The following is an 18,861-nucleotide window of genomic DNA, read 5'->3' as shown; positions in this document are numbered from 1 at the left end:
TGCATGATGGGCAGATCGCAAAACTCAGGCTAACGTGAAGTAGAGCATACAGCGTGTAAGCTCAATTTCCGTTTTGCAGGAGGTCGTCGTGATGAAACAGGCACTTTCTGTCGCGCCAGATACGGCGTTGATTTTATCCGGTGGCGGCGCTCGCGCCGCCTATCAAGTGGGCGTTTTACTGGCCATCGCGCATTTATTGCCGCAACACGCAGTCAATCCTTTTCCTATCATTTGCGGTACCTCCGCTGGGGCGATTAATGCGGCGGCCATGGCGGCGGGGGCGGGGGAATTTCGTAAAGCCGTCTTTATGTTGGCGCGGATGTGGCAAGGCTTGCATCCAGAAAGCATTTATCGCGGTAGTTTGCCGTGGTTGGCTGGGGCCGCGGGGCATTGGTTGAGTGCTTTGCTGTTGGGGGGCTTGGGTAAATACAACCCGCGTGCTTTTTTGGATAATGAGCCGTTGCGCGCATTTTTATCGGCGCGAATGGATTTCTCACAGATTCAACAGAATATTAATAATGGTGCGCTACGCGCCGTGTCAATTTCGGCCTTGGGCTATACCAGTGGCCAATCAGTGTCATTTTTTCAAGCTGCCGATGAATTAAAAGATTGGGCGAGGGCCAAACGAATCGGTGTACGTACCGAGCTCAACCTGTCACACCTGATGGCTTCCAGTGCAATACCCTTGATATTCCCTGCAGAGCATATTCATCGTGAGTATTTTGGTGATGGTTCGGTGCGCCAGATTGCGCCGCTAAGCCCAGCCATTCACTTGGGGGCGAAGCGCGTGCTGGTGATTGGGGTTGCGCCGCAGTCGGATGAAGTGCCGGCTCGGCAGCGCAGTAATAGTTATCCAACGCTAGCGCAAGTGACGGGTCAATTAATGAATAGTATTTTCCTTGATAGCCTCGATACCGATTTGGAGCGGATGACACGGATTAATCGGACTTTGTCGCATATCCCTGAGTCGATTCGGGAGCAATCAGGTTTGGAGTTACGCCCAATTGAAGTATTAATGATTTCACCATCGCAGCCTTTGGAGCGCCTCACCTTGGGTTTTAGCCGTGATTTTTCGCTGGGCATGCGTTTTTTATTGGGCGGCTTGGGCGCTTTTCGGCGGCAAGGTTCGGTGGTGGCTAGCTATTTATTGTTTAGTGGCGCGTACTTACGAGAATTGATTCGCTTGGGCTATCGAGATGCCATGGCAAAAGAGTCGGAACTCTGCGTTTTTTTGGCTGCAAATTCTAAGCCAAGCAGCGTAGAATAGCTTTTTTCTATTAATAGGCCAGAGGTTTGGCATGGCACAGTGGCGAGTTGGTTTTTTTGTGTTGTTTCTGGTGTGCGTTGGCATGATGGGTTTTGCCCTTTATCACCAATTTTATCAATGGCTCATGCCTTGTCTTTTGTGCGTGTATGAGCGCTTGATCGTTATTGTCTTGGGTTTATTGAGTTTATACGCCAGCGTTTGGAAACCAAGTACGCGTCGCGGTGTGCTGATTTTTTCGTCAATCTACGCCTTGACTGCGGTATGGGGCGCGGGAATTACCGTGTGGCATCTTTTGGTGCAATACGGCCCCAAAGAAGGTGGCGTGACTTGCGCATCAAGCCTGCCATTCCCAATCGACTTAAATGCCTTGCCGGGTTGGATTACTGCGGTGATCCGTCCCGTTGGCGATTGCTCGGTTGATAGTTTTGCGCTGTTTGGTATGTCGATGCCGTTCTGGCTCTTGGTGGCGTTTATTGGCTTTTTGCTACCGTTGTCGATATTGGCGCGGACGCGCTTGATTGAAATCCGCCGTCGGGGACTTTAAATGACGCTGACTGAACTTCGTTATATTGTTGCCGTCGCGCGAGAACGCCATTTTGGCCGTGCGGCCAATAGCTGCTTTGTATCGCAACCGACATTGTCGGTTGCGGTCAAAAAATTAGAAGAAGAACTCGGTGTTGCATTGTTTGAGCGCGCAGCAGGCGATGTGACTGTCACCCCAACGGGAACTTTAATTATTGAGCAAGCGCAGCGTGTGCTCGAAGAAGTTTCGGTAGTCAAGCAATTGGCCGAGCAGGGCAAAGATCCGCTCGCAGGTACTTTGCGACTGGGTGTGATCTACACCATCGGTCCGTATTTACTCCCGCATCTCATTCCCCGTTTGCGCGAACTTGCGCCGCAAATGCAATTGCTGCTCGAAGAAAATTACACGGCGCGTCTCAGCGAGATGCTTAAGCAGGGTGAAATTGACATCGCCATTTTGGCTGAGCCATTTCACGAGGGCGGCATCAGTACCCAAGCTTTGTATGATGAGGATTTTGTCGTCGCTACGCCCAAAGGCCATGAGTGGGAGCAGTTGAGCGAAATTGCTTCTGAGCAATTGTCGGATGAAAACGTCTTGCTCTTGTCGCCCGGTAATTGTTTTCGCGATCAAGTATTGCAAACCTGTTCGGATTTGAATCGTGAAAGTATGTCGGTGGGCAGTTTGCAGCGTACTTTGCAGGGCTCATCGTTGACGACGATTCGGCATATGGTGGCTGGTGGTATTGGGGTTACCGTTTTGCCTGCAACTTCGGTCAGTGCTGCTGACGATAGTTTGCTCAGTGTGCGGCCGTTCTCTGAGCCAGTGCCATCGCGGCGTGTGATTTTAGCTTGGCGTCGCAATTTCCCAAGGCATGCTGCCATCGAGGCAGTACGGCAAGCTTTGCTGCAATCAAATTTAGAACCTATTCATCGTTTGCCGGATGCCTTGGTGAGTCAATAGTTTTTTTCTAACTATCGAATTCAAATAAGTCATTGGTAAATTCAATCGATGCATCGTAATATTGTCTTCGTCAGCAACTAATATGTGTCGGAAGCCAGCAAGAGCTGGCTTCTCGATCTAAACGAAGGGGTATTTCATGGCATCACCATTCCATAATCCAGATTCTTTGACTATCCAAAATCTTGAGTCGGCTTTCGCCGGTGAATCAATGGCGCATATCAAATATCGCTACTTCGCAAAGTTGTGCCGCGAAATGGGTGATGTGGCGACAGCGGAAGCATTTGAAGCAACGGCCGACCAAGAAGTCATGCACGCATTTGGCCATCTTGACCTGCTGTTTCCAAAAGCCAATATGACGCCAGCAAAGGCTTTGCAGTTTGCGATTGAAGGCGAAACCTACGAATACACTGAAATGTATCCAAAATTCCGTCATGTCGCAGTTGAAGAAGGTCAGCATGCCGCAGTGCAAGAAATCGACGAACAAATTGCTGAATCGAAAGAGCATGCAGAAATGTTTAAAGCAGTGCTAGAAAAAGCGGCCAAACGATTTGCCGCCTTGGCAAAGGTTGAAGAGCGCCATGCGAATCACTACCAAGCTGCACTGGATAATTTGACAAAATAATGGGTATTTAACCCTAGCTATTTTATTTTAAGGCGCTGAGCGCCATACCCAATTAGGAGTTCATTATGAAGCAATGGCAATGTGTGGTTTGTGGTTTTATCTATGACGAAGTAGCGGGCTTGCCCAATGAAGGCATCGCACCCGGTACGACATGGGCTGATATTCCAGAAGATTGGGCCTGTCCGGACTGCGGCGTCGCTAAGGCTGATTTTGACATGGTGCAAATTTAATACCGCATTCATCAAAAAAAGCCGGCTTGGGTCGGCTTTTTTATTGATTTAATAATAGGGAACAACAATGACAGCGCCAGTGATTATTTTAGGCAGCGGCCTTGCGGCATATAACGTGGCGCGAGAATTCCGCAAATTAGATAAAACCTCGGCTTTAACGATTGTTTCTCGTGATCATGCTGGTTTTTATTCTAAGCCCATGTTGTCGAATGCGTTTTCAGCAAATAAAAGCGCAGAGCAGTTGTTGATGAAAAGCGCAGAAAAAATGGCCGAAGAGCTCAATGCGACCATTTTAGGCCACACCAAAGTGGTGTCGATTCATGTGCATAATCAAGAAGTGATGCTGGGTGATGATACGATTTTGCCTTATCGTGACTTGGTTTTGGCGGTCGGCGCGGATCCAATTCGCTTGCCGATGGGTGGGGATGGTGCGAGCGATGTGTTATCGGTCAATGATTTGGACGATTTTGCGCATTTTAATCGACGGTTGGCCAGTGCAAAAAGCGTCGCAATTTTAGGTGCTGGTTTGATTGGCTGTGAGTTTGCCAATGACTTATTAGCGCGCGACATTGCGCCAATTGTGATTGATCCATCGGCTTGGCCTTTATCGCGATTATTGCCACAAGCGGCTGGCGATTTTATGGCGGATAAACTGAGTGATGCCGGTGTGCAATTTCACTGGGGCGTGACTGCGCAGGCGGTCGATGCAGAAGGTGCAGGCTTTGTCGTGAAGCTGAGCGATCAAACAGAATTGGCTGTTGACTTAGTTTTATCGGCGGTCGGCTTGCGATCACGCACTGAATTGGCTGCCGCAGCGGGTTTGCAAGTGAATCGTGGCGTGGTGGTGGATCGCTATTTGCAAACGAGTCAGCCGCATATTTATGCTGTTGGTGATTGCGCAGAAGTGGCGGGATTAACTTTGCCATTTGTGTTGCCGATTATGCAACAAGCAAGGGCATTGGCCGCTACGCTAATGGGGGAGAGGACTGTAGTGAAATACCCTGCTATGCCTGTAATGGTGAAAACGCCTGCGTGTCCAGCTGTCGTAGCGCCGCCTGCGATGGGATCAGTGGGAGAGTGGCATTTGGAAACGAGTGAAACTGGGATTGTGGCAAAATTTATGTCCAACTCAGGAAGCATGGCTGGCTTTGCTTTGCTGGGTTCAGCAACCTCGCAGCGGCAGGCGTTAACCCCAGATTTACCAGTTGTTTTGGCCTAATCAGCCGCTAGATTGACTGCCTGCAGGGGTTGAAAAAAATCGCGCAATGACTTCAATCCGTGAAAGTTAAAAAGCCCATCGCCAGGATGGGCTTTTTGCTATTTATTGCGTTTTGACAATCGGTTCAATACCGAGCTTTCTCAGCTTTTTAACGGCTGCTTCTGCTTCCGCTTTGGTTTTGAACGGACCAATTTGCACTCGTGTTTCTAAATAAGCAGGAATGCCGGCCGCCTGAATTTGCGCGAGTAATTTCTCTGCATTGTTGGAGTGTAAAAATACGCCCGCCTGCACGCTGTACCCTAATTGAGTGTTACTCGCAGCTGGGAATGGCGCACGCGGCACGGCGGTGAGGCCAGACTCGGTGGTGTTTAATTTCAATTTTGGCTCAGCAGGCAGCTCAGTAGGTGCTGCAACTTTGGGGCTTTTGGTAAGCGAAGTTTCAGTTATTCGCTTGGGTATATTGCTAATGGGTTCGACCTGTGATTTATTTGGCGCAGGTTGGCTTCTTGGTGCAGCAGTAACGGTTGGTACTGGCGTAGGCACTTCAGTTGCTGCTGGGGTGCTAGCGACTTCTGGGGTTGTTTCGATTGGAGCTGAAGTTGGTGTAGTAATTACGCTTACGCTACTAGCTGCTGGCGCTATTTGTGGGATTTGAACTTCTGGCGGTAGGTTTTTTTCTTCTCGATCGAGCCAAGAAATCGCGCCTAATACGCCAGCAATCAAAGTGCCAGCAATACCTAGACGCCATAAAAGTTGCTTTTTTAATTGCTGCTGTTCTTTCTGCTGCAAGATGGGGTCCGGTTTATCACTCATCTGTCAGGTGCTCGCTATGGTGGTATACTATTAGACTATTTGCCTCGTGTTTTGGCGAAATAGGTCGGATGAGAATATTTAATTCGCATCAGGCTAGCTGAAATTACACTGTGCTGTAAAGTTTCTTGTACGAAAATAACGCCTTACCCTGGAGATTATAAAATGGCTGTTGAAACTACCCTGTCGATTATCAAACCTGATGCTGTTGCTAAAAACGTTATCGGTAAAATTTACGATCGTTTTGAAACTGCGGGTTTAAAAGTCGTCGCAGCGAAACTAAAGCACTTAACACGTGCCGAAGCTGAAGGCTTCTACGCCGTACACAAAGAGCGTCCTTTCTTTAATGCGCTTGTTGAGTTCATGATTTCAGGTCCTGTGATGATTCAAGCTTTGCAAGGTGAAAACGCCATGCAAGTGAATCGTGACTTGATGGGCGCAACCAACCCAAAAGAAGCGGCGGCAGGTACGATCCGTGCTGATTTCGCCGAAAGCATTGACGCAAATGCAGTCCATGGCTCTGACAGTTTGGAAAATGCAGCGATTGAAATCGCTTACTTCTTTGATGCTTCAGAAGTGTACGCAGCCTAAGTCGTAAGTTGGAAAGCAAAAGTTTTCTTGCATCGTTGTTTTGCCTCGCCGTACGACTTGTACTGCCTTCGGCTTCACGCCTTGCCATAAAGCTTTTGCACGCTAAATATAATGTAGTTGAGTTGTACGAACTTCCTCTTCGCAGTGACGAGGAAGTTGAGTGATGAAATAAAATGGCGCAAGCCTTGGTGGATATAAAAATGACGATGAATTTGTTGGATTACGATGCGGAGCGTCTAGGCCAATTAATGGTGCAACTCGGAGAAAAACCGTTTCGTGCCAAGCAACTGATGAAGTGGATTCATCAGCGTGGCGTAGCTGACTTCGATGCGATGAGTGATATCGCTAAATCGTTCCGACAAAAATTAGCGGCAGATGCCAATATTGCGCCACCAGAAATGATGGCTGAGCAGGTGGCCAAAGACGGCACGCGCAAATGGTTGCTCGATGTAGGGACCGGCAATGGCGTGGAAGCTGTTTTTATTCCTGAAGATGACCGAGGTACTTTGTGCGTATCCAGCCAAGTAGGCTGTGCGTTGGATTGTTCCTTCTGTTCAACTGGACGACAAGGTTTTAACCGAAATTTAAGTACTGCGGAGATTATTGGTCAATTGTGGTGGGCGAACAAACGCCTGTCTTTTGACGCTGCGCGTATTGGCGATACCAAAAATGAAGATACGCGAATTGTATCGAATGTCGTGATGATGGGTATGGGCGAACCGCTGGCCAATTACGATAATGTGGTGGCGGCAATGCGTTTGATGTTGGATGACAATGCGTATGGCTTGTCGCGTCGGCGTGTTACCTTATCAACGTCTGGACTTGTGCCACAGTTAGATCGATTACGTGAGGATTGCCCTGTTGCTTTGGCTGTGAGTTTACATGCGCCCAATGATGCTATACGTGATGACATTGTGCCCATTAATCAAAAATACCCGCTCAGAGAATTATTGGATGCGTGTAATCGTTACCTTGAAAAAGCACCGCGTGATTTTATTACGTTCGAATATGTCATGCTCGATGGGGTAAACGATTTACCTGAGCATGCGCGTCAAGTTGCGGCGATGTTGCGCTCGACATCGGCTAAAATTAATTTGATCCCATTCAACCCGTTTCCAAATTCAAGTTTCAAACGTTCGAGCCGAGATGCTATTGTTCGCTTCCGTGATATTTTGCTGCAAGCGGGTTATATCGTGACGGTAAGAAAAACCCGTGGTGATGACATTGATGCCGCCTGTGGTCAATTAGCAGGGCAAGTGCAAGATAAAACTCGCCGTCTAGAGCGGATGGCAGAGACACGACCTATTTTATTTAAAACTGGAGGCAGTGCGTGAAAAATACTTTAGTCGTCCTCATGTTGTGTCTGGGTCTAAGTCAATTTGCATGGGCAAATGATGGTGAATCACGTGCTTCGGTCCGTACACGTTTGGCTTCTGAGTATTACAAATTAGGTCAGTACACTGTTGCTGTGTCAGAGGCTCAAAAAGCATTGGATTCTGACCCAAAATACCTTTTAGCTTACAATGTCATGGCATTGTCTTATTGGGCACTAAAAGACAATGCAATGACGATTAAATTATTTAAAGATGCTCTGAGTCTTGAGCCAACTAACTCAGATCTGAACCACAACTATGCCAATTTTTTGTGTGCGAATGGGGATGTGAAGCAGGCGCAAGAGCGATTTGGCATTGCCTTAAGTAATCCGCTGTACCCGACGCCCGACCAAACGATGCTTGCTGCTGCAAACTGTGCGATTAGCAGCAACGATCTGCCTTTGGCCATCGAATGGTATAAGAAAGTACTTTCGTTTAGACCCAATAATATTCAAGCAAAATTTCAGTTGAGTAGTTTGTTGCTTAAGTCCGGCGATTTACCTGAAGCCAAACGCTACTTTATTGAAATGTTTAGAGCTACTAAAACGCCGCAATCAGAGTTGCTTTGGTTGGGTGTTAAAATTGAGCACGCGATTGGTAATAAAACCGCAGAGCAACGTTATGCAGCTGAATTAATGGCTTTATACCCAGATTCGGTTGAAGCAACTAAGTTACAGATTGGAAAATATGACTGATCAGTTTACAGACCCCTCAGAGCCATCGTCAGTATCTTCACTGCTGCCCGCTGGTCGTCAATTACGCAATGCACGCGAAGCATTGGAATTAACGTCTGAGCAAGTCGCTCAGCAACTCAAGCTCTCAGTTCGGCAAGTTATTGCGATTGAGCAAGAGGCGTTTGACGAACTGCCCAGCAATCTATTTATTCGTGGTTTCGTGCGCAATTATGCGCGCTTGCTTAAAATAGATGCCGAGCCGCTGCTGGCTTATTTGGCTGAGGTCTTGCCACAAGAGCAGGAGGCTAGTACTCCAATGGATGCATCATTGACCTCGGGTGTCCGTCTGTCTGGTGAGCATGTCCCTAAAAAACAACGCAGCTTGTCACCCACGGCCTTGATGGCTCTGCTGGGTGTGGCCATTGGGGTTGCTGTCGCTGTTTGGTTTTTGCAGCAACCGTCCAATCCAGAGCTCGCGTTGCCTGAGCTTGAATCACCGCCGGTATTGGATGTTCCTGCTGCTTCGGCGGTACTCGAAACGGCTTCTGCAGTTGCCTTTTCTTCAGCTAGTGCGGCAAGCCCTGCTAGTTCTGTTGTGATTGCAAGTGTAGTTGCTAGCCCAGTTGCTATCGCAGCAAGTGCTTCGGCAGCTACTGCATCTCAGGCTTCATCAGTAACCTCCGCAACGGTAGGCGCAATTAAAATTGTGTCTACGACAGACAGCTGGGTGCAGATTATTGATGCCAACGGAAATAAAGTGTTGTCGGAAATTATTCGCCCAGGTATTGAGCGCACGGTGGATGGCAAGCCTCCTTATGCAGTCAAGGTAGGTAATGCGCCAAAAACTCAATTGTATTTTCACGGTCAGGTCGTCGATTTGAGTCCTTACCTCAAGCCTGGCTCTGATGTGGTTAATTTGGAATTGAAATAAACGTATGTCGAATCTGATTACTCGCCGTAAAACACGCCAAGTTCAAGTGGGAAATGTTTGGGTTGGTAGCGATCACCCGATTGTGGTGCAGTCAATGACCAACACCGATACTGCTGATGCTGAAGGCACTGCACGGCAGATCTTTGAGCTTTGGCGTGCTGGCTCTGAAGTGGTGCGGATTACGGTGAATAGCCCTGAAGCTGCTGCGCAAGTCGGTAATATCAAAACCAAGCTAGAGAATTGGGGTTGTAAAGTTCCGCTGGTTGGTGATTTTCATTACAACGGTGATCGCTTATTGCGAGATTATCCAGATTGCGCGCAAGCTTTGGCTAAATATCGCATTAATCCTGGTAATGTCGGTAAGGGTAGCAAGCGCGACGAAAAATTCGCACTAATGATTGAGAAAGCCATTGAATACAATAAAGCGGTGCGAATTGGTGTGAACTGGGGTTCGCTCGATCAAAGTATTGCTGCTCGGATGATGGACGAAAATAGCAAACGTTCACAACCTCTAAGTGCCGATGCTGTGATGCGCGAGGCTTTGATTGTGTCTGCACTTGAATCGGCTGACCAAGCGATTCAATGGGGCTTATCGCCTGACAAAATTTTGCTTTCTTGCAAAGTTTCGCATGTGCAAGATTTAGTGGCGGTTTATCGTGATTTAGGTGCACGTTGTGATTATCCTTTGCATTTGGGTTTGACTGAGGCAGGGATGGGTAGCAAAGGTATCGTTGCCTCAAGTGCTGCTTTGGCGATTTTGATGCAAGAAGGGATTGGCGACACGATTCGTATCTCTTTAACGCCAGAACCCAATGGTGACCGCACAAAAGAAGTCGTGGTTGCACAAGAATTATTGCAAACCATGGGCTTACGCAGTTTTACGCCATTAGTGACTGCTTGCCCTGGATGTGGTCGTACCACTTCGACGGTTTTCCAAGAGTTAGCGCAAGATATCCAAACTTTCTTGCGTGAAAAAATGCCGATTTGGCGCAAAGATTATCCTGGCGTTGAGGATATGAAAGTTGCAGTCATGGGCTGCGTCGTCAATGGTCCGGGTGAATCTAAGCTGGCCGATATTGGCATTAGTTTGCCTGGCACTGGTGAAGTGCCGGTGTGTCCTGTCTATGTGGATGGCGAGAAAGATGTAACCCTCAAAGGTGACAATGTGGCCGTTGAATTTCAGGCGATTGTTGAGAATTATGTCGCAACACGATATGGTGTTGATGGTGCTAAGCGCCGTGAAACTGCTGCTAAGGTCATTCCTTTAGCGCAAATTTAGTGATGTATTTTATTCAAAGCATTGCAAATTATTGGCTGCAATGCAATACCCTTTATCTGTAAACGAAAGAACAAGAATATGGCAGAAACAATCCAAGCAATTCGTGGTATGAATGATATCTTGCCAGTGGAAGGTGCTAGCTGGCAGTTTTTTGAGAAAGTAACACGTGAATGGTTGGCGGCTTATGGCTACAACCAAATTCGTATGCCGATTGTGGAGTCAACGCACTTGTTTATTCGAGGCGTGGGCGAGCACACTGATATTGTTGAAAAAGAAATGTATGCCTTTGAGGATAGCCTCAATGGTGAAAAGTTAACGCTACGCCCAGAAGGGACTGCCGGTTGCGTGCGGGCGTGTATCGAGCATGGTTTGCTATACAACCAAACTCAGCGTTTGTGGTACACGGGCCCAATGTTTCGGCATGAGCGTCCGCAAAAAGGGCGTTATCGTCAGTTTCATCAACTCGGTGTAGAAGCTTTTGGCTTTGCAACGCCCGATGTTGATGCTGAAATGATCGTGATGCTGGCTGATCTATGGCCGCGTCTGGGCTTGAGTGGCATGTGTCTGGAGTTAAACTCGCTGGGTAATATGGATGAGCGCTCAGCGCATCGCGCTGAGCTAATTAAGTATCTTGAAGGGTATATCGATATTCTAGATGAAGACGGCAAGCGTCGTTTGTATACCAACCCTTTACGGGTGCTCGATACCAAAAATCCTGCACTGCAAGCGATGGCAGAAAATGCTCCGCAATTGATGGATTTCTTAGGTGAAGAATCAAAATCGCATTTCGAAGCGGTGAAAGCTTTGCTCGATGATGCTGGGATTGCATATAAGCTCAATTCTCGTTTAGTGCGTGGCTTAGATTATTACAATCGCACCGTGTTTGAGTGGACGACAACCCAGTTGGGTGCACAAGGTACGGTCGCAGCCGGTGGTCGTTACGATGGTTTGGTGGAGCAATTGGGCGGTAAGCCTTGCCCAGCAGTCGGTTTTGCAATTGGCATTGAACGCATCATGCTTTTGCTTGAAGCTAATGAGGTCGCCATTCCTGCGCAGCAAGCTGATGTTTACGTGATTCACCAAGGTGAAGCTGCAGCAAGAAATGCATTCTCTGTGGCACGGCAATTACGTGCAGCGGGTTTAAATGTCATTTACCACGGTGGCAGTGCAAGCTTTAAATCTCAATTTAAAAAAGCGGATCAATCAGGGGCCCGTTTTGCAGTTGTGATTGGTGGTGGTGAGGTAGAAGCGCAAACTGCGAATTTAAAAACGCTCACTGGTGAGCTGCAAGGTGCACAGCAAACATTAGCGCAAGACCAGTTAGCACAAGCAATTGCTCGTATTTAATTTATCAGGGGATCAGCATGGCCGCATTTGATTTACAAGAACAAGAACAAATTGCAACGTTAAAGGCATGGTGGCAAAGTTGGGGTAAATGGTTGGCATTGAGCGTTGCTGCGTTTTTGATTGGTTTTGCTGCGTGGGCGGGTTGGCAAAAATATCAGAAAACTCAGATTGTTAAAGCAGCAGAAGTTTATGCGCAAATTGAGGCAAATTTAGCTGAAGATGGTAAGTTTAAAGCCGGCGTAGCTTTACTAAAATCCGATTATACAAAGACGCCGTATGCACCACGCGCGGCAATGATTGCTGCCAAGTTGCAATATCTAAAAGGCGATGCAGCAGCTGCGCGCACTGAGCTGCAATGGGTGATTGATCACAGCACTGAGGCAGCTTTGCGCGATTCAGCTCGTTTGCGCATGGCGAGTATTTTGCTAGAAGATAAAAAGTTCACAGAAGCATTAGCTTTAATGAAAACACCGGAAGAAGAAGGTTTTTCTCCGCTCTATGCTGAACAGCGCGGTGATATTTATGTAGCTAAAGGTGAACCAGTAGCCGCAGCGGATGCGTATCGTCAAGCGATTGCAAAACTTCCAAAAGATGCGCCTAACTTGAAATTAGTCGAGATCAAACTTGATGTTCTAGGAGGCAAGTAATAATGAACGGTTTACGACCGCTATTACTCTTAAGCGCGCTGGGACTGGCTGCATGCAGCACGACTAGTAATGTTCCTGAACCTTCGCCTTTGCCTGTTGTTGTTTCAAAAGTTAAAACATCCGTGCAGTGGCAAAATACAGTTGGTAATACAACTGAATATCGTTTTCAACCTGCTTTTAATGGTGATTTGATCGCGGCTGTTGGCGGTAATAATGAGCTTACTTTGATTGAAAGAGCAAGTGGCTCAAAGCGCTGGCAAGTGAAACTGGATAAGGAAATCGCTGGCGGTGTTGGCATTTCCGGTGCTGTGATTGCGGTCGGCACGATTAGCGGTGAAGTGCTAGCATTTGATTTAGCGGGCAAAAAAACTTGGTCGGCACAAGTAACTAGCGAAATCATTTCTGCTCCTGTAGTTAGTGATGATTTTGTCGTTGTTCGTTCTGGCGATGGCAAGATATCGACTTTTTCTGCGGCAACGGGTGAATTAAAGTGGATTTACCAACGGCCACAACCTGCGCTCTTATTGCGAAATTATGCTCCCCCCGTAGTTGCTGATGGTGTCGTCTACCTAGGTCAAGCAGCTGGTCGCTTAACGGCAATTTCAATTGCAGATGGTCGCGTACTCTGGGAGGCGCCTGTTTCATTGCCACGTGGTGCGAGTGAGCTGGAGCGTGTTACCGACATAGTCTCGCCTCCTGTTGCACAGGGTGACGTGGTGTGTGCCGTTGCTTTTCAGGGGCGTGTGGCTTGCCTTGGTGCCAAGCAAGGTAATTTGTTATGGACCCGTGAAGTATCAAGCTGGTCTGGCTTAGCTATGGATGCCCAGCAAGTTTATGTAACAGACAGTAAGGGTCAAGTGAACGCCTTTGAGAAATCAACAGGGCGTAGTGTTTGGCGGCAAGAAGCGTTGGCTAATCGTCTAGTGACGGCACCTGCTATATTGGGTAGCAATGTGGTTGTTGGCGATTTTGCTGGTTATTTGCATGTATTAAGTCCTGAGGATGGTCAATTTGTTGGTCAAATGGCTACCGATGGCGGACGTATTTATTTAGCGCCTCAGTCTGATGGCGCGCAGGCGATTGTTCAGACAGCAAAAGGTAGTATTTTGCTGTTAAGTGCAAAGTAATACCCATTTGGTCTAAGCCTGTACGCTGCACGGTGTGGCGTAGGCGGGCCAGTGGAATAAGGAATTGAAGTGAAACCAACTATTGCCCTCGTGGGCCGCCCGAATGTGGGCAAATCAACTTTGTTTAATCGTTTAACCAAAACACGCGATGCTTTGGTTGCCGATCAGCCGGGCTTAACGCGTGATCGCCATTATGGCCACGGTAAAGTCGGTGAGAAGCCATACCTTGTCATTGATACAGGTGGTTTTGAGCCTGTGATCGATGAAGGCATTATGTTTGAGATGGCCAAGCAAACGCTCCAAGCGATTGATGAAGCCGATGCGATTGTTTTCATTGTTGATGGTCGAAATGGTTTAACACCGCAAGACAAAATGATTGCCAATCGTTTGCGTCAAGGTGATCGCCCTGTGTGGGTTGCGGTAAATAAAATTGAAGGTATGAATAGTGCCATCATGACAGCTGAATTCCATGAGTTTGGCTTGGGTGATCCGGTGGCGATTTCTGCATCTCATGGCGAAGGTGTTCGTCATTTGATTAATGAAATTTTAGAAGGTTTTCCAGATCAAGAGCCGGAAGAAGAGCCGACTCATCCTAAATTCGCCATTGTTGGCCGCCCTAATGTTGGTAAATCGACGCTAGTGAATGCAATCTTGGGTGAAGATCGTGTTATTGCGTTTGATCAACCTGGTACTACTCGCGACTCAGTGGCTATTGATTTTGAAAGAAACGGCTCCAACTACACAGTAATTGATACTGCGGGTGTACGTCGCCGCGGTAAAGTGACCGACATGATTGAGAAATTTTCAGTCATTAAAACGATGCAGGCGATTGAAGATTGTAACGTTGTGATCTTAGTTTTGGATGCGACCCAAGACGTGTCGGATCAGGACGGCAAAATTGCAGGCTTCGTATTGGAGTCTGGTCGCGCTTTGGTGGTTGCGATTAACAAGTGGGAAGCGGCTGATTTAGAACAAAGAGAAACCATTAAACGTGATATTGCACGCAAATTGGCTTTCTTGGATTTTGCCAAGTTCCATAATATTTCTGCCTTGCAAGGTAGTGGTGTGGGCGATTTATTTGGCTCAATTAACCAAGCCTATGATGCGGCGATGATTAAGATTCCAACGCCAAAACTAACACGCGCTTTGCAGCTGGCCATGGAGCGTCAGCAACCGCCGTTGGCTGGCAAAATTCGCCCGAAAATGCGTTATGCCCATCAAGGTGGTAGTAATCCCCCTGTGGTAATTATTCACGGTAACGCTTTAGAAGCAGTACATGCTTCATACTGGCGCTACTTAGAACACTTCTTTATCAAAACGTTTAAATTGCAAGGTACGCCGTTGCGGGTGCAGTTTAAAAAGAATGACAATCCGTTTGAGGGTAAAGAAGCGCCACAACGCGGTCGTCGTGGGCCGCAAGCAGCTAAAAATGCGTTGAAAAGACGCTAAGCTGGCAGGTTTGGTATCGTTTGTGTAAGATGTTTTAAGAAGCCCATACCCGTAAAGACGGAAAACTAATAACAAGTCGGAGAATAATAATGAGTGCTAAGGGGCAAATGCTGCAAGACCCATTTTTGAATATCTTGCGAAAAGAACACGTACCGGTATCTATTTATTTGGTGAATGGCATTAAATTGCAGGGCCAAATTGAATCATTCGATCAGTATGTGGTGTTGCTGCGTAATACTGTGACGCAAATGGTTTATAAACACGCGATTTCAACTGTAGTACCTTCACGTGCTGTGAATGTGCCGCATGAGAATCCTGCAGCAGCAAGTACTGAAGGCTAACTGATTGAGTATTAATCAACCCCGAAGGCAAGTTCTTTCGGGGTTTTCTCTTGCATGGAATTTATTGGAAGTAAGAGGTTTGCATGTTTGAACGCCATCAGGGCGGTGATGACGCAATTCTGGTTTGTCTTGATTTTGGTGAAATCGATTTTCAAGATGCGCGTGAAGAATTTGTCGAATTGGTAAGGTCTGCGGGTTTAAATCCATTAGTGGTGATTGAGGGTAAACGTCAACGCCCTGATCCAGCATATTTTTCGGGCAGTGGCAAAGCCGATGAAATTGCAGAAGCAGTTTTGGCGAACGAAGCTTCAATTGTGATTTTTAATCATCAATTGTCGCCAAGCCAAGAGCGAAATTTAGAGAAAAAAGTTCAGTGCCGCGTCATTGATAGAACAACTTTGATTTTGGATATTTTTGCGCAACGTGCACGAACATCGGAAGGTAAGTTGCAGGTTGAGTTGGCGCAATTAGCGCATTTACAGACTCGATTAATTCGCGGTTGGACTCACTTGGAGCGCCAAAAAGGCGGGGTGGGTTTACGTGGGCCGGGTGAAACTCAGCTTGAAACCGACCGACAATTAATTGGGATTCGTGTTAAGCGACTAAAAGATCAGCTGGCTACGGTACAAAAACAACGTTCGACTCAAAGAAAACAGCGTGGAAGAACAGGGCAGTTTACCGTTTCTATCGTTGGCTACACTAATGCGGGTAAATCAACACTATTTAATGCGCTGACCAAGGCGAAGCTGTACGTTGCAGATCAGCTCTTTGCTACTTTGGATACGACTAGCCGCAAATTGTATATCGATGCTGATCATTCGGTGGTGATTTCTGATACGGTTGGTTTTATTCGCGATTTGCCTCACTCTTTAGTTGCAGCATTTAGAGCCACTTTGGAAGAAACAATTGAAGCAGATATCTTGTTGCATGTCGTGGATATTAATCATCCGATGCGCGATTCGCAGATTGTTGAAGTGAATAAGGTATTAACTGAAATTGGTGCGGAACATATCCCGCAGCTGATGGTCTTTAATAAGATTGATCAGCGTGATCTCGTCGCAGAAATTGAACGTGACGAATTAGATAAGATTTCTAGCGTTAAATTGAGCGCTTTACGTGGGCAAGGTTTGAACTTGCTACGTAATGCCCTAATAGAAGCAATGAATCAAACCGTTAAGGAAGATAAATGAGTCAAAATGATCCGCAATGGGGTGGTGGTCGCAATAAAAACAGTGGCCCACCAAATTTGGATGAGATTTTTCGTAATGTCATCAAAAAAATCAATGGTTTGCTAGGTAACAAAATTCCGCAAAGTAATACGCCAAGTGGTGATTCTGCTGGTGGCACTACAGGCATAGTGATTGTTTTAACTACGCTGGCCGTGCTTTGGATGGCATCGGGTTTCTATATTGTTGATGAACGTGAAGACGCAGTAATCACTCGTTTTGGACGGTATATGCAAACAGTAGAAGATTCCGGCTTGCATTGGCATCTGCCGTACCCAATCGAAGCACGCGAAATTGTCAATATGACTGAAATTCGTAGTCTTGATGTTGGTGTTAGGGCTGAAGCGGGGTCGACCAATATTGAGTCTTTGATGCTCACGGGTGATCAAAATATCATCCAAGTTCAGCTTGAAGTTCAATACACACTTAATTCTGCTAAAGATTTTTTGTTTAACAATCGCTTTGCTGATGCAGATGCAAAAGACGTTGTTCAGCAAGCAGCTGAAACGGCGATTCGTGAAGTCGTTGGTAAGAATAATGTTGATTATGTTTTGAATGAAGGCCGTGGTGTTATCTCAGAAGACAGTCGTGAAATCATGCAAAATCTACTTAACCGCTATGGTTTAGGGATTGTTATTTCGCGGGTCAATATTTCCGATATGCAGCCGCCTGAGCAAGTTCAAGCTGCGTTCTCCGATGCCGTAAAAGCTCGACAAGACAAAGCCCGTTTGATTAATGAAGGCCGCGCCTATGCAAACGACATTATTCCTCGGACTAGTGGTATGGCCGCTCGCTTGAGTGAAGAGGCGCAAGGTTACCGTCAAGAAGTAGTAGCAACTGCCGAAGGTGACGCATCACGCTTTAAACAAATTGCAGTTGAGTACGCTAAAGCGCCACAAGTCACTCGTGATCGGATGTATCTCGATACGATGCAAACGGTATTCCAAAATACGACTAAAGTTTTGGTTGATCAAAAAGCAGGTGGAAGCTTGCTCTACCTGCCATTGGATAAATTAATGCAAATGAATGGTGCCGTACCTGCTGCCGGAGGCGACGCAACAAAACCTGCTGTTTCAGCAGCATCGGCTGTTGCTGCGGCCAACGATAACCCAGTAAATCGCGCATTGCGCGGTGAGCGTGACGGTCGATAAGGAGGAATAAAAAATGAATCGAATTCTTCCTGTACTTTCTGTTTTATTGGTGGCTTTGTTTGTGTTGTCGATGTCAATGTTCACTGTTGACCAACGCCAATACGCCGTTGTCTTTCAATTTTCTGAAGCTAAACGAGTGATCAAAGATCCTGGTTTATATTTCAAAATTCCAATGCTGCAAGACGTTCGCTTTTTTGATAAACGGATTTTGACGATTGATGAGGATTCGCCTGCGCGTATCCAAACTATCGAGAAAATGAACGTTAAAGCCAGCAGTTTTATTAAATACCAAATTGTCGATGTAGAGCGCTTCTACAAAGCAGTGGGTGTTGATCAAGGTAAAGCCGTTGTTCGTTTGCGTAATACTGTAAACAATATGCTGCGTGATGAGTTTGGTAAACGCACGGTGCAAGACATTATTTATGGTAAACGCAATGAAGTCATGGAGCATGTTCGCAAAGTAGCTGATGAAGATGCTGCTCGGATTGGTATTCGCGTGATTGACGTTCGAATCAAGCGTGTTGAGCTGGAAGATAGCACTTTGGTTTCTGTTTATGAGCGGATGCAGTCAGAGCGTAAAGCCGTTGCGAATCAATTACGCGCTGAAGGTAGTGCAGAAGGCGAAAAAATCAAGGCCGATGCAGATAGACAGCGTGTGGTTATGATGGCAGACGCGTATAATAAGGCGCAGCAACTGAAGGGTGAGGGAGACGCAAAAGCCGCTGCTATTTATTCTGAGGCTTTTGGTAAAAATCCAGAATTCTACTCTTTCTATAAGAGCCTTGATGCTTACAAACAAAGCTTTGCTAAGAAGAGTGACCTGATGGTTGTCGATCCAAGTGCTGATTTCTTCAAATATATGAAGAACCCTCGCTCTGGCTCTGGCAAGTAAGGCGTAGTAGTGACCGATGTTGTTTTGCTGGGCATTGGGTTAATGCTGATATTTGAAGGTATTATGCCCTTTGCCTTACCTGCGGTTTGGCGTGCGACTTTATTAAAAATTGCGAATATGACGGACCGTCAAATTCGAATTTTTGGATTTTGTTCGCTGATGGCTGGATTGTTTATTTGTTTGATGGTGTAGTAAGTACAAA

Annotated in this window: 21 protein-coding genes; 20 read left to right on the top strand and 1 reads right to left on the bottom strand. The window is 46.8% G+C overall.

All coding sequences use genetic code 11. From position 1 onward, the window contains the following. The first annotated feature begins 91 nt into the window (after nt 1-91). The 6 genes from K4H28_RS08685 to K4H28_RS08660 all read left to right on the top strand — a co-directional run bounded on the left by K4H28_RS08685 (nt 92) and on the right by K4H28_RS08660 (nt 4,821). Complete coding sequence (locus tag K4H28_RS08685; RefSeq protein WP_221004832.1) at nt 92-1,267, top strand: patatin-like phospholipase family protein; 1,176 nt, start codon at nt 92-94, stop codon at nt 1,265-1,267. Between the two features lie 31 nt (nt 1,268-1,298). Beyond that, nucleotides 1,299-1,811, top strand: a complete 513-nt coding sequence (locus K4H28_RS08680) for a disulfide bond formation protein B (protein WP_221004831.1) — start codon at nt 1,299-1,301, stop codon at nt 1,809-1,811. Then, on the top strand, nt 1,812-2,750 hold the full coding sequence (locus tag K4H28_RS08675; protein WP_221004830.1) for a hydrogen peroxide-inducible genes activator: 939 nt from the start codon (nt 1,812-1,814) through the stop codon (nt 2,748-2,750). A 136-nt stretch (nt 2,751-2,886) separates the two neighbouring features. Further along, a complete protein-coding gene (locus K4H28_RS08670) occupies nt 2,887-3,372 on the top strand; it encodes a rubrerythrin family protein (protein ID WP_221004829.1) in 486 nt (161 codons plus the stop codon). 65 nt (nt 3,373-3,437) lie between these two features. Then, complete coding sequence (locus tag K4H28_RS08665) at nt 3,438-3,602, top strand: rubredoxin (RefSeq protein WP_221004828.1); 165 nt, start codon at nt 3,438-3,440, stop codon at nt 3,600-3,602. Between the two features lie 67 nt (nt 3,603-3,669). Further along, nucleotides 3,670-4,821 carry an NAD(P)/FAD-dependent oxidoreductase gene (locus tag K4H28_RS08660; RefSeq protein WP_221004827.1) on the top strand — a complete coding sequence of 384 codons (1,152 nt, stop codon included), beginning with the start codon at nt 3,670-3,672 and terminating at the stop codon, nt 4,819-4,821. Between the two features lie 102 nt (nt 4,822-4,923). On the opposite strand, the gene K4H28_RS08655 is transcribed toward K4H28_RS08660, so the two are convergent. Beyond that, nucleotides 4,924-5,634, bottom strand: coding sequence for an SPOR domain-containing protein (locus K4H28_RS08655; protein WP_221004826.1), 711 nt, complete (start codon nt 5,632-5,634; stop codon nt 4,924-4,926). Nucleotides 5,635-5,796: 162 nt separating this feature from the next. Here K4H28_RS08655 and ndk point away from each other — a divergent pair, with 162 nt between their 5' ends. The 14 genes from ndk to K4H28_RS08585 all read left to right on the top strand — a co-directional run bounded on the left by ndk (nt 5,797) and on the right by K4H28_RS08585 (nt 18,851). Beyond that, nucleotides 5,797-6,222 carry a nucleoside-diphosphate kinase gene (gene ndk, locus K4H28_RS08650; RefSeq protein WP_221004825.1) on the top strand — a complete coding sequence of 142 codons (426 nt, stop codon included), beginning with the start codon at nt 5,797-5,799 and terminating at the stop codon, nt 6,220-6,222. Nucleotides 6,223-6,422: 200 nt separating this feature from the next. Continuing rightward, complete coding sequence (gene rlmN, locus K4H28_RS08645) at nt 6,423-7,556, top strand: dual-specificity RNA methyltransferase RlmN (RefSeq protein WP_221004824.1); 1,134 nt, start codon at nt 6,423-6,425, stop codon at nt 7,554-7,556. Beyond that, nucleotides 7,553-8,290: a type IV pilus biogenesis/stability protein PilW gene (gene pilW / locus K4H28_RS08640; protein ID WP_221004823.1), complete on the top strand. Its 738-nt coding sequence runs from the start codon at nt 7,553-7,555 to the stop codon at nt 8,288-8,290. The genes rlmN and pilW overlap by 4 nt, the downstream gene beginning before the upstream one ends. Beyond that, nucleotides 8,283-9,200 (top strand): RodZ domain-containing protein, encoded by a 918-nt coding sequence (locus K4H28_RS08635; RefSeq protein WP_221004822.1) that lies wholly within the window; start codon nt 8,283-8,285, stop codon nt 9,198-9,200. Before pilW ends, K4H28_RS08635 begins: the two co-directional genes overlap by 8 nt. Nucleotides 9,201-9,204: 4 nt before the next feature. Continuing rightward, nucleotides 9,205-10,479 carry a flavodoxin-dependent (E)-4-hydroxy-3-methylbut-2-enyl-diphosphate synthase gene (gene ispG / locus K4H28_RS08630; RefSeq protein WP_221004821.1) on the top strand — a complete coding sequence of 425 codons (1,275 nt, stop codon included), beginning with the start codon at nt 9,205-9,207 and terminating at the stop codon, nt 10,477-10,479. A gap of 78 nt (nt 10,480-10,557) precedes the next feature. Then, a complete protein-coding gene (hisS, locus tag K4H28_RS08625) occupies nt 10,558-11,826 on the top strand; it encodes a histidine--tRNA ligase (protein WP_221004820.1) in 1,269 nt (422 codons plus the stop codon). Nucleotides 11,827-11,843: 17 nt separating this feature from the next. Continuing rightward, nucleotides 11,844-12,473, top strand: a complete 630-nt coding sequence (locus tag K4H28_RS08620) for a YfgM family protein (RefSeq protein WP_221004819.1) — start codon at nt 11,844-11,846, stop codon at nt 12,471-12,473. A gap of 2 nt (nt 12,474-12,475) precedes the next feature. Further along, on the top strand, nt 12,476-13,600 hold the full coding sequence (bamB, locus tag K4H28_RS08615; protein ID WP_221004818.1) for an outer membrane protein assembly factor BamB: 1,125 nt from the start codon (nt 12,476-12,478) through the stop codon (nt 13,598-13,600). 69 nt (nt 13,601-13,669) lie between these two features. Then, on the top strand, nt 13,670-15,049 hold the full coding sequence (gene der / locus K4H28_RS08610) for a ribosome biogenesis GTPase Der (RefSeq protein ID WP_221004817.1): 1,380 nt from the start codon (nt 13,670-13,672) through the stop codon (nt 15,047-15,049). 89 nt (nt 15,050-15,138) lie between these two features. Continuing rightward, nucleotides 15,139-15,390: an RNA chaperone Hfq gene (gene hfq / locus K4H28_RS08605; protein ID WP_203570250.1), complete on the top strand. Its 252-nt coding sequence runs from the start codon at nt 15,139-15,141 to the stop codon at nt 15,388-15,390. An 83-nt stretch (nt 15,391-15,473) separates the two neighbouring features. Beyond that, the gene (hflX, locus tag K4H28_RS08600; protein WP_221004816.1) at nt 15,474-16,580 is read left to right on the top strand and encodes a GTPase HflX; all 1,107 of its coding nucleotides are present in this window, start codon (nt 15,474-15,476) and stop codon (nt 16,578-16,580) included. Further along, nucleotides 16,577-17,767 carry an FtsH protease activity modulator HflK gene (hflK, locus tag K4H28_RS08595; protein ID WP_221004815.1) on the top strand — a complete coding sequence of 397 codons (1,191 nt, stop codon included), beginning with the start codon at nt 16,577-16,579 and terminating at the stop codon, nt 17,765-17,767. Before hflX ends, hflK begins: the two co-directional genes overlap by 4 nt. A gap of 13 nt (nt 17,768-17,780) precedes the next feature. Continuing rightward, the gene (hflC, locus tag K4H28_RS08590; RefSeq protein WP_221004814.1) at nt 17,781-18,659 is read left to right on the top strand and encodes a protease modulator HflC; all 879 of its coding nucleotides are present in this window, start codon (nt 17,781-17,783) and stop codon (nt 18,657-18,659) included. Between the two features lie 9 nt (nt 18,660-18,668). Continuing rightward, nucleotides 18,669-18,851: a DUF2065 domain-containing protein gene (locus K4H28_RS08585; protein WP_221004813.1), complete on the top strand. Its 183-nt coding sequence runs from the start codon at nt 18,669-18,671 to the stop codon at nt 18,849-18,851. The last annotated feature ends 10 nt before the right edge of the window (nt 18,852-18,861 follow it).

Origin of the sequence: Deefgea tanakiae (assembly GCF_019665765.1) — a bacterium.
Classification (GTDB): domain Bacteria; phylum Pseudomonadota; class Gammaproteobacteria; order Burkholderiales; family Chitinibacteraceae; genus Deefgea; species Deefgea tanakiae.
Note: the sequence above shows the minus strand (reverse complement) of the source record. Positions and strands in the feature narration are given on the sequence as shown.